At 58.2% G+C, this 15,226-nt stretch carries 11 protein-coding genes; 1 reads left to right on the forward strand and 10 read right to left on the reverse strand.

Annotated features, from left to right (window positions below; translation table 11 throughout):
- Positions 1–13: 13 nt before the first annotated feature.
- The 3 genes from glnG to glnA form a co-directional block, all read right to left on the reverse strand.
- Entirely contained in the window at positions 14–1,426 is a 1,413-nt protein-coding gene (gene glnG / locus V1599_RS02810) for a nitrogen regulation protein NR(I) (RefSeq protein ID WP_395300993.1), read from the reverse strand.
- A gap of 11 nt (positions 1,427–1,437) precedes the next feature.
- Positions 1,438–2,487 carry a nitrogen regulation protein NR(II) gene (gene glnL / locus V1599_RS02815; RefSeq protein WP_112012687.1) on the reverse strand — a complete coding sequence of 350 codons (1,050 nt, stop codon included), beginning with the start codon at positions 2,485–2,487 and terminating at the stop codon, positions 1,438–1,440.
- Between the two features lie 232 nt (positions 2,488–2,719).
- The gene (gene glnA, locus V1599_RS02820) at positions 2,720–4,129 is read right to left on the reverse strand and encodes a glutamate--ammonia ligase (protein ID WP_112012689.1); all 1,410 of its coding nucleotides are present in this window, start codon (positions 4,127–4,129) and stop codon (positions 2,720–2,722) included.
- A 376-nt stretch (positions 4,130–4,505) separates the two neighbouring features.
- Here glnA and typA point away from each other — a divergent pair, with 376 nt between their 5' ends.
- Complete coding sequence (gene typA, locus V1599_RS02825) at positions 4,506–6,329, forward strand: ribosome-dependent GTPase TypA (RefSeq protein WP_395300994.1); 1,824 nt, start codon at positions 4,506–4,508, stop codon at positions 6,327–6,329.
- A gap of 79 nt (positions 6,330–6,408) precedes the next feature.
- On the opposite strand, the gene ompL is transcribed toward typA, so the two are convergent.
- The 7 genes from ompL to yihU all read right to left on the reverse strand — a co-directional run bounded on the left by ompL (position 6,409) and on the right by yihU (position 15,147).
- Positions 6,409–7,095 carry a porin OmpL gene (gene ompL / locus V1599_RS02830; RefSeq protein WP_395300995.1) on the reverse strand — a complete coding sequence of 229 codons (687 nt, stop codon included), beginning with the start codon at positions 7,093–7,095 and terminating at the stop codon, positions 6,409–6,411.
- A 74-nt stretch (positions 7,096–7,169) separates the two neighbouring features.
- Positions 7,170–8,594: an MFS transporter gene (locus V1599_RS02835; protein WP_395300996.1), complete on the reverse strand. Its 1,425-nt coding sequence runs from the start codon at positions 8,592–8,594 to the stop codon at positions 7,170–7,172.
- Between the two features lie 43 nt (positions 8,595–8,637).
- Positions 8,638–10,020, reverse strand: coding sequence for an MFS transporter (locus V1599_RS02840; protein WP_112012697.1), 1,383 nt, complete (start codon positions 10,018–10,020; stop codon positions 8,638–8,640).
- Between the two features lie 45 nt (positions 10,021–10,065).
- Positions 10,066–12,090 (reverse strand): alpha-glucosidase, encoded by a 2,025-nt coding sequence (locus tag V1599_RS02845; protein ID WP_395300997.1) that lies wholly within the window; start codon positions 12,088–12,090, stop codon positions 10,066–10,068.
- A gap of 16 nt (positions 12,091–12,106) precedes the next feature.
- A complete protein-coding gene (yihS, locus tag V1599_RS02850) occupies positions 12,107–13,348 on the reverse strand; it encodes a sulfoquinovose isomerase (RefSeq protein ID WP_395300998.1) in 1,242 nt (413 codons plus the stop codon).
- Positions 13,349–13,362: 14 nt separating this feature from the next.
- Positions 13,363–14,238: a sulfofructosephosphate aldolase gene (gene yihT / locus V1599_RS02855; RefSeq protein ID WP_395300999.1), complete on the reverse strand. Its 876-nt coding sequence runs from the start codon at positions 14,236–14,238 to the stop codon at positions 13,363–13,365.
- An 18-nt stretch (positions 14,239–14,256) separates the two neighbouring features.
- Positions 14,257–15,147: a sulfolactaldehyde 3-reductase gene (yihU, locus tag V1599_RS02860; protein ID WP_395301000.1), complete on the reverse strand. Its 891-nt coding sequence runs from the start codon at positions 15,145–15,147 to the stop codon at positions 14,257–14,259.
- Between the last annotated feature and the right edge of the window lie 79 nt (positions 15,148–15,226).

Below are 15,226 nucleotides of genomic sequence, written 5' to 3' on the forward strand. Positions count from 1 at the left end.
CGGCACAGAAAAATTACTCCATCCCCAGCTCTTTCAGCTTGCGCGTCAGGGTATTGCGCCCCCAACCGAGCAGGCGCGCGGCTTCCTGCTTGTGTCCCTGCGTATGGCGCAGCGCGGTGGTCAGCAGCGTCCGTTCCAGCTCCGGCTGGGCCTCCGAAAGCAGGTTTTGATGACCGGAACGCAGCGCGCGGTCGGCCCACTGCGCCAGCAGCGTCGCCCAGCTGTCCGGCAGCGCGTGGCCGGTGCTGCTTTCAGGCGCGGACGCTTCAAACAGCTCACTCGGTAAATCCTGAATCAGCACCTCCTGTCCGGCGGCCATCACGGTCAGCCAGCGGCAGGTGTTCTCAAGCTGACGCACGTTGCCCGGCCATGCCAGGCGGGTGAGGGCGGCGTCGGTTTCCGGATGCAGCTGTTTCGCTTCGACGCCCAGCTCGCGGGCAGCCACCTGCAGGAAGTGGCGCGCCAGGCGCGGAATGTCTTCACGACGCTCGCGCAGCGGCGGCAGATGCACGCGGATAACGTTCAGGCGGTGGAATAAATCTTCACGAAACTTCCCCTCCTGCACGCGAAGCTCCAGGTTCTGGTGCGTCGCGGCGATGATGCGCACGTCCACCTTAACGGGCGCGTAGCCGCCCACGCGGTAAAACTGCCCGTCGGCCAGCACGCGAAGCAGGCGCGTCTGCACGTCCAGCGGCATATCGCCAATTTCATCCAGGAAAAGCGTGCCGCCATCGGCCTGCTCGAACCGCCCCTGACGTATGGTATTCGCCCCGGTAAACGCCCCTTTCTCATGGCCAAACAGCTCGGACTCAATCAAATCCTTCGGGATCGCCGCCATATTCAGGGCGATAAACGGCGACTTTGCGCGCGGGCTATGGCGATGCAGCGCGTGCGCAACCAGCTCTTTACCGGTACCCGACTCACCGTTTATCAACACGCTGATCGACGAGCGCGACAGGCGGCCAATAATGCGAAAAACGTCCTGCATCGCGGGCGCTTCGCCGATGATGTCCGTCGTCGGGCCAAAATCCGGCGCGTTGCGCGGCTGCTGCTGTTCCTGATAGTGGCTAATGGCGCGCTCGACCAGGGCAACCGCCTCGTCGATATCAAACGGCTTAGGCAGGTAATCAAACGCGCCCTGCTGGTACGCGCTTACGGCGGCATCCAGGTCTGAGTGGGCGGTCATTATGATGACCGGAAGCATAGGATGACGCTGTTTGATCTGCTTGAGCAGCGCCAGCCCGTCCATGCCCGGCATACGAATGTCTGACAGCAGCACGTCCGGCGTTTTGGTGGTGAGTGCGTCGAGCACCTCGCTGCCGCTCTCAAACGTTGTGCAGCTTAATCCGGCCCCCGTAAGCGCGCGTTCAAGCACCCAACGGATGGAGCTATCGTCATCGACTACCCAGACTATCCCTCGTTGCATACTCGTCACCTTTATTTTTTAATCGGCAGGAAAACCGAGAACTCGGTATGTCCCGGCCAACTGGTAAATTCAATTTTGCCTGAGTGTTGGTCAATCAGGCTGCGGGCAATGGATAATCCCAGACCAGTACCGCCTTCGCGCCCGCTCACCATCGGGTAGAACAGCGTGTCCTGCAAATGCGGTGGAATGCCCGGCCCGTTATCCTCAACGTCGATGCGCGCCGCCAGGCGGTAGCGCACGCCGTGCAGCGTGAGCTGGAACGCCGTGCGGGTGCGCAGAATAATTTCGCCCCCTTCCGGCCCCAGCGCCTGCAGCGCGTTACGCACGATGTTCAGCAGCACCTGTTCAATCTGGTCAGGATCGTGCGCCAGCTCCGGCAGGCTGGGATCGTAGTCGCGCACCAGGGTGACGTTTTCCGGCAGCTCCATCGACACGAGCTTCACCACGCGCTCCGCCACCTTGTGAATGCTTTCTGAGACATGCATGCCGGGGTGCTGCGGCCCTAACAGTCGGTCCACCAGGTTACGCAGGCGATCCGCCTGCTCGATGATGACGTTGGTGTATTCCGCCAGCGAGGGGTCTGGCAGCGCTTTGGTTAACAGCTGCGCCGCGCCGCGCAGGCCGCCCAGCGGATTTTTGATTTCGTGGGCCAGGCCGCGCACCAGGTCGCGAGCGGCTATTTGCTGCGCATGCTGAAGCTGTTCCTGGCTCAGGCGGCGCTGGTTGTCCATCGGCGCCATCTCCAGCAGGATCATGCCGTCAGGAAGACGCTGCGCCGTCAGGGAGAGAATGTGCGAGCGCCCGTCAATCACCAGCGTTACTTCATTGTCTGTAAACCCCTGTCCGGCGAGCAGGCTTTCGCGCATCAGCTCAACGTTCAGCGAGAAATAGCTCAGCAGCTCCGGGAGCGGGGTGCCAAACAGCTTGCGCGCGCTCTGCGCCAGCAGCTGCTGCGCCGCCGGGTTGGCGTAATGCACGGCCAGCTCGTCATCGACAAGCAAAATGCTGGTAATCAGGGAATTGAGGATCTGCCCAGCATCGGGCAGCGTGCCGGTTGCCATTCAGCAGTCTCCTGGAGTTGGTTGCACTAATTTAGTGCAGTATAGCTTTTTGTCGTCAAAAAGCGCGAGGAATCAGGCCGTTGGCGGAGAAAAAAGCCCATCCGAAGATGGGCCAAAAAGTTTCCACGGCAACTAAAACCTGCGTCTTTCTCGCTACAGCCGCGTTGCTGTAGCGAGAAATCCATTGGTTTTTAAACTCTCACGATGCATCGTGCAGAGTTTTCATACTGCTTTAAACGCTGTAGTACAGTTCGAACTCAACCGGGTGCGGCGTCATGCGTACGCGGTCGTTCTCTTCGGTGCGCAGCGCGATGTAAGCGTCGATCGCTTCATCGGTGAACACGCCGCCAGCCGTCAGGAACTCACGGTCTGCGTCCAGCGCCTGCAGGGCTTCTTCCAGAGAGCCTGCAACCTGTGGGATCTCTTTCGCTTCTTCTGGCGGCAGGTCATACAGGTTTTTATCCATGGCTTCGCCTGGGTGGATCTTGTTCTTGATACCGTCCAGGCCGGCCATCAGCAGCGCGGCGAAGCACAGGTATGGGTTAGCAGCCGGGTCCGGGAAGCGCACTTCGATACGACGCGCTTTCGGAGAGGCAACCACCGGGATACGGATAGAAGCGGAACGGTTACGGGCAGAGTAGGCCAGCATGACCGGCGCTTCGTAGCCTGGGACCAGACGCTTATAGGAGTTGGTGGTTGGGTTCGCCAGGGCGTTGATCGCTTTCGCGTGCTTAATCACGCCGCCGATGTAGTGCAGCGCCTGCTCGGACAGACCGGCATACTTGTCGCCAGAGAACAGGTTGGTACCGTTCTTGGACAGGGACATGTGGCAGTGCATACCGGAACCGTTGTCGCCAAACATTGGTTTTGGCATGAAGGTCGCGGTTTTACCGAAACGGTGCGCCACGTTGTGCACAACGTATTTGTAGATCTGAATCTCATCCGCTTTCTTGGTCATGGTGTTGAAGCGGGTTGCGATTTCGTTCTGACCAGCGGTCGCCACTTCGTGGTGATGCGCTTCAACGACCAGGCCCATCTCTTCCATGATCAGACACATGGTGGAACGGATGTCCTGTGAAGAATCGACCGGAGGAACCGGGAAGTAACCGCCTTTCACGCCAGGACGGTGACCTTTGTTACCACCTTCGTATTTGGTGGAGGAGTTCCATGCGCCTTCGATGTCATCGATAGCCACGTGGGAACCGGAAATCGTCGCGCCGAAGCGGATGTCGTCAAACAGGAAGAATTCTGGCTCTGGCCCGAACAGCACGGTGTCCGCGATGCCGGTAGAACGCAGGTACTCTTCAGCGCGTTTCGCGATGGAGCGCGGGTCGCGGTCGTAGCCCTGCAGCGTGCCTGGCTCGAGGATATCGCAGCGGATGATCAGCGTAGACTCTTCGAAGAACGGGTCAATGAGCGCGGTAGAGGCATCTGGCATCAGAACCATGTCGGATTCGTTAATGCCTTTCCAGCCGCCGATGGAGGAGCCGTCAAACATTTTGCCTTCTTCAAAGAATTCGGCGTTCACCTGATGAGCAGGAATTGTGACGTGCTGTTCTTTACCTTTGGTATCGGTGAAGCGCAGATCAACAAACTTCACTTCATGTTCGTTCAGCATCGTCAAAACGTGTTCAGCGGACATACTTACTCTCCAGATTGGTCATTGTCGTCGTGGTAACGAGGTCTTCAAATCGGCCGTGCTGCCATTTTTTTACTGTATTTCTGTAAAGCGAAAACTGTGCCAACTTTTAAAACACCCCAAAAAGGCGTTATCATGCGCACCATAGTGCAAAAGTGCTGCACTACAATGGATTTGTTGCACCAGTATAGTGCTTCAATGTGAACATTGAGCACCATATTGGTGCAATTTACGTTAAAGTGCCCTTTTACCGCTCCGTGAAAGCGATCACAAAGCATCTCTGCAATACTTGTTTGCGGGGGATGTTTGTGATCCTGTTTTGTAGTGCGATTAATCCGTGTACAATAACGCGCTATTTCTAAATGCCTGAGGCAAAGTTGTGATCGAAAAATTGCGTAACATCGCCATCATCGCGCACGTCGACCATGGTAAAACTACCCTGGTTGATAAGCTGCTGCAGCAGTCCGGTACGTTTGATGCTCGTGCCGAAACTCAAGAACGCGTGATGGACTCCAACGATTTGGAGAAAGAGCGTGGGATTACCATCCTCGCCAAAAACACCGCCATCAAATGGAATGACTACCGTATCAACATCGTTGATACCCCAGGCCACGCCGACTTCGGTGGTGAAGTTGAACGTGTAATGTCCATGGTAGACTCCGTTCTGCTGGTCGTTGACGCAATGGATGGCCCAATGCCGCAGACGCGCTTTGTGACCAAAAAGGCGTTTGCCCATGGTCTGAAGCCAATTGTTGTTATCAACAAAGTTGACCGTCCTGGCGCGCGTCCTGACTGGGTTGTTGATCAGGTATTCGACCTGTTCGTTAACCTCGACGCGACCGACGAGCAGCTGGACTTCCCTATCGTTTACGCTTCTGCGCTGAACGGTATTGCCGGTCTGGACCACGAAGATATGGCGGAAGACATGACCCCGCTGTATCAGACGATTGTTGACCGTGTACCGGCTCCAAACGTCGATCTCGACGGCACCCTGCAGATGCAGATCTCTCAGCTGGACTACAACAACTACGTTGGCGTCATCGGCATTGGTCGTATCAAGCGCGGTAAAGTTAAGCCTAACCAGCAGGTTACTATCATCGATAGCGAAGGCAAAACCCGTAACGGTAAAGTCGGTAAAGTTCTGACTCACCTGGGTCTTGAGCGTATCGATAGCGACATCGCTGAAGCAGGCGACATCATTGCCATCACCGGTCTGGGTGAGCTGAACATCTCCGACACCATCTGCGACCCGCAGAACGTCGAAGCGCTGCCGGCCCTGTCCGTTGATGAACCAACCGTATCCATGTTCTTCAACGTCAACACCTCTCCGTTCTGCGGTAAAGAAGGTAAGTTCGTTACCTCTCGTCAGATCCTTGACCGCCTGAACAAAGAGCTGGTGCACAACGTTGCGCTGCGCGTTGAAGAAACCCCAGATGCGGACGCCTTCCGCGTTTCCGGTCGTGGTGAGCTGCACCTGTCAGTTCTGATCGAAAACATGCGTCGTGAAGGTTTCGAGATGGCGGTTTCCCGTCCGAAAGTTATCTTCCGCGAAATCGACGGCCGTAAACAAGAGCCGTTCGAAAACGTGACGCTGGACGTTGAAGAGCAGCATCAGGGTTCTGTGATGCAGGCTCTGGGCGAGCGTAAAGGCGACCTGAAAAACATGAATCCAGACGGCAAAGGCCGCGTACGTCTCGACTACGTGATCCCAAGCCGCGGTCTGATCGGCTTCCGTTCAGAGTTCATGACCATGACCTCTGGTACCGGTCTGCTGTACTCCACCTTCAGCCACTACGACGACGTTCGTCCTGGCGACGTGGGCCAGCGTAACAACGGCGTTCTGATCTCCAACGGTCAGGGTAAAGCGGTTGCGTTTGCACTGTTCAGCCTGCAGGACCGCGGTAAGCTGTTCCTGGGTCACGGTGCAGAAGTGTACGAAGGCCAGATCATCGGTATTCACAGCCGTTCTAACGACCTGACCGTAAACTGCCTGACCGGTAAGAAACTGACCAACATGCGTGCGTCCGGTACGGACGAAGCAACGGTTCTGGTTCCACCGATCAAGATGACCCTGGAGCAAGCTCTGGAATTCATCGATGACGACGAACTGGTAGAAGTGACTCCACAGTCAATTCGTATCCGTAAACGTCACCTGACCGAAAACGATCGTAAACGCGCCATGCGCGGTGCGAAAGAAGAGTAAGACGGTCAATCCGTAGGCCGGGTAAGCGCTTGCGCCACCCGGCAGGTAAAAAGCCGCTGATCGCTCAGCGGCTTTTTTATTAGAACGAATACCGTAACCCCAAGCGAATACGGTACTGCTCGCGGTTGTAGTCATTCCATCTGTCCAGCCACTGCAGTTCGAGGTACGGCAGCCAATTTTTGTCGAACTTATAGCTGAACTTATTGGTGATTTCCCAGTGGTGGTCTTTGCCATTTTTACTGTGGTAATCATTCGCGCGCTGGAAAAAGTGTGGTTCAAACGTGTAGAAAAACGCATCCGTCACTTTGAAGTTCCAGTAGTTGGCAAATTCGTGCGTGTCGTTCTTATCCATCTGCCCGTTATAGTCCGGCGTATCGTAATTGTTATGGTTATAGCGATAGCGAAACGTCAGGTTAAACCAGTCGATAAATTTATAGTTAGTATCCAGGTAAACGGCCCCGCCGGAGCCCGCGCTGCTGTCGTTAATTAACCCACCGGGCTGGAACGTCAGTTTGTCAGTGGGCTTAAAGAGCGGATACCACCCCTCAATTTCGTTATAGCTGTGCTTTAGCTCATCCCATTTCCCAACGTTATAGGCGTTGGTGAACATCAGCCCCGCGCCCATATCGAAGTTATAGCCCGCGCGAAGGATCACTTCGTGCAGCTCAGAGGCCGTGTTGTAGGCTTCACGGGTTTCCACGTACGCACCGGCAAATGCGGTGCAGGACACAGACGACACGATAAGTGTAGTAATGATTCTTTTCATAATTTGTCCATGTATCAGGTACAGAAGGGCCGCCCTTCCTGTAGACAGGAAGGGAGAAGTGGCCAGATTTATAGTTATAAAGTGACTGCTGACGCTTTATTGTGGGTCGTTATCTCAGGGGTATTTGCGGATTCTCTTTTCCGTTGTCCAATCTCCTCGATAATAAAGGCGAAGCGCGCTTCGTTGAGTTTATAAAAGAGTCCCATCGTGATGGCGGCAATAATGGCCAGGCCGCACGGCCAGAGGAAAATAAGCTGGCGCAAGCCCAGCAGCGTGCTGGCGCTCTGTACCGCGTGGGGAATATAGCCTATCTGGGTCAGCATAATTCCCGGCAGGAATCCGGCGAGCGCGGCGGAGATTTTGCGCGAGAAGGTATAGCCGGTATACACCGATCCTTCGGCGCGGATGCCCGTTTTCCACTCGCCGTAGTCGACGGTATCCGGCACCAGCGCCCAGTTGAGGCTATTCACAAACGCCGTGCCAAAGAAGGCCATGCAGGAAAAGAGCACGAACAGCAGGGAGCTGGTTCCCCAAAAGAAGTTCAGCACGTCGCCTACCGCCCACAGCGCCAGCCCGCCCAGATAAACTGGCTTCTTGCCAAAGCGCTTCACCGCGCCCGGCACCAGAAACACGCCTACCAGAATGCAGCCCATGCTGAAAAAGCCCATCCACGACAGCAGGTGCAGGTCGTTGAGCACGTACTGGGTGTAATAGACCTGAATCGCCAGCTTGATGTTAAACGCGGCGAGGGTACAGAGGTTAGCGATGCACAGCACCAGCAGCGGCGGATTGCGGAAAATCGCGCAGAAGGATTTCAGGATGCCGGGCTTGTGGTGATCGGGCGTGACCTCAACGTAGCGCTCCTTCACGCCGCTGTAGCACCACCACATGCAGAACAGTCCGCCCGTGACGAAAATCAGCGCGGCCACCAGATAGCCGAGAGAAGGCTGGTGGACGAACAGCGCCTGAATGGGCATAAAGCCAACGGTGCAGAGCAACAGCCCCACCGTTGCACCGCCCTGACGCCACGCCGCCAGCTGCGCGCGCTCGTTGGGGTTTTTGGTGATAGCGGGCACCATCGCGCCATACGCGCAGTTCATCAGGCTATAGCACAGCCCGAACAGCATAAAGAGCGCGGTGGCAAGCGCGGTTTTTACCGTCAGGCTAAAGTCGTTGGCCATAAACTGCGCCGTCGCGACCAGCGCGACCGGAACGGAGGCGTAAAGAATAAACGGCCTGAATTTTCCCCTCGCACCGATGTTGCGCCGGGAGTCCAGCAGCACGCCGGTCAGCATGTCGGTAAACGCGGTAAAGAATTTCGCGACCAGGAAAATAATGCCGCCATAGAACGCGGGCATGCCCAGCTCGTCCGTGTAAAACTTCAGCAGATACAGCGTGCCAATACACAGCATCAGGTTCGAGCCAAAATCGCCCATCCCGTAGGCGCACTTCTCGCGCAGGCTCAACTTCAGGGTTAACGGATCAGTATTGTGTGTCATGGTCGATCCCCGGAGCGCCCCGAAGAGCGCTCGCTCAAATCATTCAGGCCGTACGTTTGCGCAGCTCAATCTCTTCGACGATGCGCACATACATCTTCTCGTTGAGGTTGTAGAAGCAGCCCATCGCCACGATGGTGATGACCGCCAGCAGGCTCGGATAGATAAATATCAGCTGCCGCAGCCCCTCAACCGTGCCGGCGGATTGCACCACGTTGGGCACATAGCCGATCTGCGTCAGCATAATGCCGGGGAAGAAGCCCGCCAGCGCCTGCGACACCTTGCGAAAGAAGGTGAATCCGGTATAGACCGTTCCCTCGGAGCGCACGCCGGTGCGCCACTCGCCATACTCCACGGTATCGGAGACCAGCGCCCAGTTCAGGCTGTTTACAAACGCGGAACCGAAGAACGCCAGGCAGGAGAACGCCACGAAGCTCACCGAGCCGCCGCCGAAGAAATAGTTAAGCAAATCGCCCGCCACCCAAATGGCCAGGCCGCTGATGTAGACTTTCTTCTTGCCGAAGCGCCGCACCGCCCCCGGCATCATAAAGACGCCGATAAAAATGCAGCCCATGCTGAAGAAGCCCATATACGACAGCAGGATCGGATCGTTCAGCACGTACTGCGTGTAGTAAACCTGAATGGCGAGCTTGACGTTAAACGCGCCCAGCGTGCACAGGTTAGCGATGCAGAGGATAAACAGCGGGCGGTTCCCGGCGATGGCGCGAAACGACTGCAGCAGCCCCGGCTTTTGCGCCGGATTAGCGGGCTGCGCCTCAACGTAACGCTCGGTCACCCCTTTGTAGCACCACCACATAAAGAACAGCCCGAACAGCGAAAACAGAGTCGCGGCAAAGATATAGCCAAGCTGGTCGTTGCCCTCAATCAGGTTCATCACCGGCACAAAGCCGACGGTGCACAGCAGCAGGCCGAGCGTGGCCCCGCCCTGGCGCCAGGCGGCCAGCGAGGCGCGCTCGTCCGGGTTTTTAGTAATCGCGGGCACCATCGCGCCGTAAGAGCAATTCATCATGCTGAAGAACAGGCCGTACAGCATAAACAGCACGGTTGCCATCACCGTTTTGCCGGTCACTTCGAACGGCGTGCCGACGAAGTTGGCAATCGCCAGCAGGGTCACCGGGAACGCCGCGTACAGCACGAACGGCCGGAACTTCCCTTTCGGGCCAATCTTGCGCCGGGAGTCGAGCATGATCCCGGTGCCCATATCGGTGAAGGCGGTAAAGAACTTGGCAATCAGGAAGATGATCCCGCCGTAGGTGCCCGGCAGCCCCAGCACGTCGGTATAAAATTTCAGCAGGTACAGGGTGCCGATATCCAGCAGGATATTAGAGCCGAGGTCGCCCATCCCGTAGGCGAGTTTTTCTTTAAACGGCAGGCGCAGGGTTGCCGGATCGGAAGTATGTTGACTCATTATTGTTCTCCGTCTGCCCGCAGGTTTCCCCGCGGGCGAGCCTTATCAGATATGACGTAAGGTGCTAAACAGATCTGCCCATTCGCTGTGCTGGCGGTAAAACACCGGCGGCTTGCCGAGCGGAGCATCAACGGTCACGTCGCCGCCCTGGCAGCACTCCCCGGTCCACGCATTCACCCAGCTGTCCTGCGGCAGATAGAGCGTCCAGTCCGTGCGGCCCTCTTCGTGAACGGGTGCCACCAGCAGATCGCGGCCAAACAGGTACTGATATTTCAGCGTGTAGGCGCGCGCGTCGTCCTCGTAGTGCAGGAACAGCGGGCGCATCACCGGCAGGCCGCTTTTGGCGTTCTGCGCGACGGCGGCTTTGATATACGGCTTCAGCGTGGTGAACACGGTGGTCATGCGCGCGAAGTGGGCGATGGTTTCCGCGTCGCCGTCGAACTGCCAGTTATCGCCAGGGCGATTGCCTTCGTGCGTGCGCATCATTGGCGTGAAGGCGCTGAAATCGCACCAGCGCAGCAGCAGCTCTTTGCTGCGCTTCATTTCGAACAGGGTGGTATAACCGCCGATGTCGCTGTGGTGTAGGCCGTGGCCGGTCATCGCCAGAGACAGCGCCGCGGGTATGACCGAGGCCGGGCCGTCGTCCAGGCTCCAGTCGACGTTCTGATCCCCCGCCCACATCATCACGGAATGCTTCTGGCTGCCGGTGTAGCCCGCGCGCATAAAGAACAGGATCTCGCCGAGCTTGCCGGTCTCCTCCAGCGCCTCGTAGTTACACTTCGCCCACAGGGCTGGCCACGCGTTGTGCATGATCTCCGCGCTGACGCCGTTGTGCAGGAAGGTATCGGTCGGCAGATATTCACCGAAGTCGGCCATCCATCCGCCGCAGCCCAGTTCGATCAGGTTCTTTTTGATGACCTCTTTGTACCAGTCGTAGGCTTCAGGGTTGGTCAGGTCTATAACGCCCGCGTAAAACTCGCCGAACTCGACGTGGTAGTCCTTGCCGTCGGCGTTTTTGGTCAGATAGCCGCGCTTCGCCGCCTCTTCGCAGAGATCTTTATCGCTGGCGACGTACGGGTTGATGTAGGAGAGGAACTGCACGCCCTCCTGCTTCCACTGCTGAATACGCTCATCAAGCTGCGGATACAGCTCGCTGTTCCACTTCCAGTTCCACATCACGCGCTTGCCGAAGGAGGTCATGCGGATGCCGGACCAGTCCTGCGCCCAGATGCCGTTCACCTTCACGCCGCCTTTGCGCATAACGTCGAGCTTCTGCTGACAGACCTCGGTGCCGCCCTGAATACCCAGCGTCACGCCGTCGTAAACCCAGTCAGGCAGCTCAGGCTGGCGCCCCAGCAGTCCGGTGAGTTTTTCCAACAGATCGATGTACGTTTCCGCACATTCGAAGCGCAGCGTGGCGTTATCTTCCCAGAACGCCAGCTCGTGGAAGTCCGGCGCGCTGAAATCGAAGTTCATGTAGCAGCTGTTGTCCACGTGGCAGTAGTACTTCTGCGTGCTCACGAAGGTGGGCTGTGGGAAGAAAGTCCAGTAGTAATCGCCGCCCGCGTTCTCCTTGCAGTCGGCTTGCCAGGTGACGTAGGTTTGCTTGTTGCGGCCCACGCCCTGCTCGCTGGTCCACAGCGGGAATGGCTTGCCGCGCAGATCGAAATAAGAGAACTGCTCGCCGCAGCCGTAAATGTGATCTTCAGGCTGGGCCGCCAGCCGCAGCCAGATGCGGTTATGGCGGGTGGCATCGTTTTTAAGCTTCAGCTCCAGGCGGCCTTCCGCATCCACGCCCACCAGCAGCGTGGCGCTGACCGCATCGCCGCGGGTAAAGCGGATCGCCCAGCCCGCGCTTTGCTGCGTGACGGTCGCGTCCGTCAGCGCGATCTTTTCGTTCAGTTTGTCCTTGATGCTGAAATTGCCGCGAAACATCTCAATATCCGCCTCACCTGCGCCGATCCACAGGCAGGGCGCATCCGCGGTGTGGGACAAAATCAGGCGGTTCTCCCAGCTGAGGGTGAAACCATTTTCATTATTTTCCAGATTTATATTGTGTAGGGTACGCATAAAAACTCCGTCTTTATTATTTGGCCAGGCTATCCAGTAATCCGGCGGCGACGGCAGGGGCTAAGCCCGGTGCCAGCGGCAGGCGGGGGATCACCAGGCAGTGCAGCAGATGGTAAATATCCTGCTTGCCGTCCCAGACTTTGGTGGTCACTTCGTTATTGGTATCCAGCTCCTGCCACCAGGAACCGTTCTCGTAGTCCATCAGGTACTTGATGCAGTAATCCCACCACGTCTGATACCAGGCTTCGTACTGCGCCTCGCCGGTGACGGTGTAGAGCGCGTAAGCCGTGCCCATCGCCTCAACGATCGGCCAGCGCACGCGTTCGCGGACGATAGGCTTGCCGTCCCAGCCCACGGAGTAGACGAAACCATCGGCCCCGTCCGGTGCCCAGGCGTCGCGGATGGTGGCGTGGAACAGCCCTTTGGCATCTTCCAGCAGCCACTCCGGCGGCGTTTCAAAGCGGGCTTCCAGCGCGGCGCGCAGGTGCAGCATCAGGCGGCCCCACTCGATCCAGTGGCCCGGCGTGCCGCCGTAGGCGCGGAAGCGGTGGGCAGGATTGTCGATGTTGTAATCGCGGATCGGGTTCCAGTCAGTGTCGAAATGCTCGTTAACGCGGTACTCCCCCTTGCGCGCCACGTCGTGAATAATCACCGAGGCGATGCGCAGGGCGCGGTCGAGCCACTTGCGGTCGTGCGTGACGTCATAGACGATCAGGAAGGCTTCCACGGCATGCATGTTGGCGTTGCCGCCGCGGTAATCCTCGGTTTTGCTGAAGGCCTCGTCCCAGGATTCGAGGCACATTTGTTCCTCTTCGCTCCAGAAATAGCGCTCGATCACCGCAATCGCCTCGTCCAGCAGCTGGCGCGCCTGCGGGTGGCCGGTGGTCACGGCGCTCGCCGCGCCCAGCAGCACGAAGAAGTGCTGATAGCCCTGCTTGGAGGCGTCAATCACCCCTTCATCGTTCACGCAGGCGTACCAGCCGCCGTGCCGCTTGTCGCGCAGCGGGCCGTTGAGGGCGTTAATGCCGTGCTCAACCAGGGCGTACGCGCCGGGACGGCCCATGTTTGCCGCCACCGCGTACACGTGCAGCATGCGGGCGGTGATCCACAGGTGCGTGCCCATGTCGCTGCGCACCTGCCCGTTATTGCCCAGCCAGCCAAAGCCGGTCGGTACGGCGGCGTTTTTGCCGAAGTCGAAAATGCGGTCAGTCTCGTGTTCGAGCCAGCGGTTGTGGCTCAGCGTGTTAAACCATTTCATGTTCAGATCCTTTCTTAACGGCGAGCCATCATTTCGTCGACGATCTCACCCAAACGCTGCAGTTTCGGCACGGAGACGTCGCGCAGCATCATGTCGGTATCCGGCAGGCCCACCACGGACGACCATACGGCGCGACCGGCTAAAAAGCCTGACGCGCCCGCCTGCATCGCAACCTGCACCGCGCGCGGGAAGAGCTTGTCGTCCACGCCGGAGGAGAGGATCACCCACGGCATGTTAATTTCCGCGTTCAGCTTCTGCGAGGCGGCCAGCAGCGCCTGCTGCGTACCTTTGCCATAGAGCGGCATCTCCACTTTGTAGAGGTCCGCGCCGCTGTCGCCTAGCTCTTTTGCCGCGTCGATAATCGCCTGCTCGCGGTCAAAGGCGGCACCGCGACGCGGCGGGCGTACCACCGGCTCAATGATGCTAAGCAGCCCGTTGCTGTGGCACAGCGTATTGAACGCCTTCACCATCTCCAGGCGCTGCTGCGGATCTTCGTCGCTGCGCCACAGCACCAGCAGCTTCAGCGCCTTGCCGCCGTCGCGTTTGACCGCCTGCGCGTCGATGTTCTTGTCAATCACCACGCTGTCGACTGGAATGCCGTTCCCCGGGATAAACTCGTCGGCCGCGACAATCATCGCGCAGCTGTTGGCAACGGCCTGCTGTTCCACAATCTGGCGGTAGCAGAACTGCTGGTCAACGAGGATCGCAGAGGCGTACGGAGACAAAATTTTCGCCGCGCTGACCTTAAAATCCGTCAGGTGCTGGTCGGTTACCGGCACCGGCGCGCCCGCAGCGGCAAACATCAGGCGCATTGCTTCGCGCTGGTCCACGGCCAGCATCGCAAAACCGCCGGAAGGTCGGGTGATATCTTTCAGGGTGTACATCGTCATTCCTCAGTCCTTTTCGTATCAGTGTGATTTTTTCAGCCCGGCGGATGCGCGAACCTGTTCAAGAATGGCCGTCCAGTCTTCGCGACCGCGCCCGGCGGCGCGCGCCTGGTTGTAAACTTCGCGGGAAGCTGCGCCCAGCGGCATCGGAACGTGGAGCTGGTTAGCCACGTCGAGCGCAATGCCCAGATCCTTATGCGCAAGGTCGATCATGAAGGCGGGTGAGAGATCCCCTTTCAGCACCTTGTTCGGCCACGAGGTCGTGAAGTGGCCTTTGCCCGCGGGCGTGCCGCTCATCACCTTCAGCGCCACGTCGAAGGAGAGGCCGAGCGCTTCGCACAGCACGGCGGCTTCGGCGGAAAGCGCATTCAGGGCAATGCTCATATAGTTATTGATAAGCTTCACGCGGATGCCCATGCCCGGCCCGCCGGCGTTAATCAGCTCGTTGCCCATCGCCATGAGCACCGGCGTGGCGCGCTCAACCTGCTGGGCCGTGCCGCCCGCCAGCAGAAGCAGGGTTCCGGCGATGGCGTGATCGGACGTACGCCCGACAGGCACGTCCATCAGGCTGAAGCCTTGCTCTGCCATGTCGCGGATCAGCGCGTCGGTTTGCAGCGGATGAATGGTGGACATATCTATCACCAGCGCGTCGCGGGATAGCCCTTCGCACACGCCGTGCTCGCCGAACAGCACGCTGCGCACCAGGTCACCGTTTGGCAGCATGGTGATGACAAATTCGGCCTTCGCTGCGGCCTGCGCGGGCGTTGTCGCCGCCTGCGCGCCGCACTCCACGAGCGCCTGAACGGCCTGCGGGTTCACGTCAAAAACCTGAAGCCGGTGGCCGTGCTTCAACAGATTCTTCGCCATTGGCGCGCCCATCTGCCCTAAACCGATAAATGCGATTACTGACATGCTTCTCTCCTGTCACATCGTGTCAATTTCTGCGCGTTTTTGTTGTCTGTTTTTGATCGTATTTGTAATTTATAGTCAA

The sequence above is a fragment of the Enterobacter sp. ECC-175 genome (genome assembly GCF_043968675.1).
In the GTDB taxonomy this organism is placed as follows: Bacteria; Pseudomonadota; Gammaproteobacteria; order Enterobacterales; family Enterobacteriaceae; genus Enterobacter.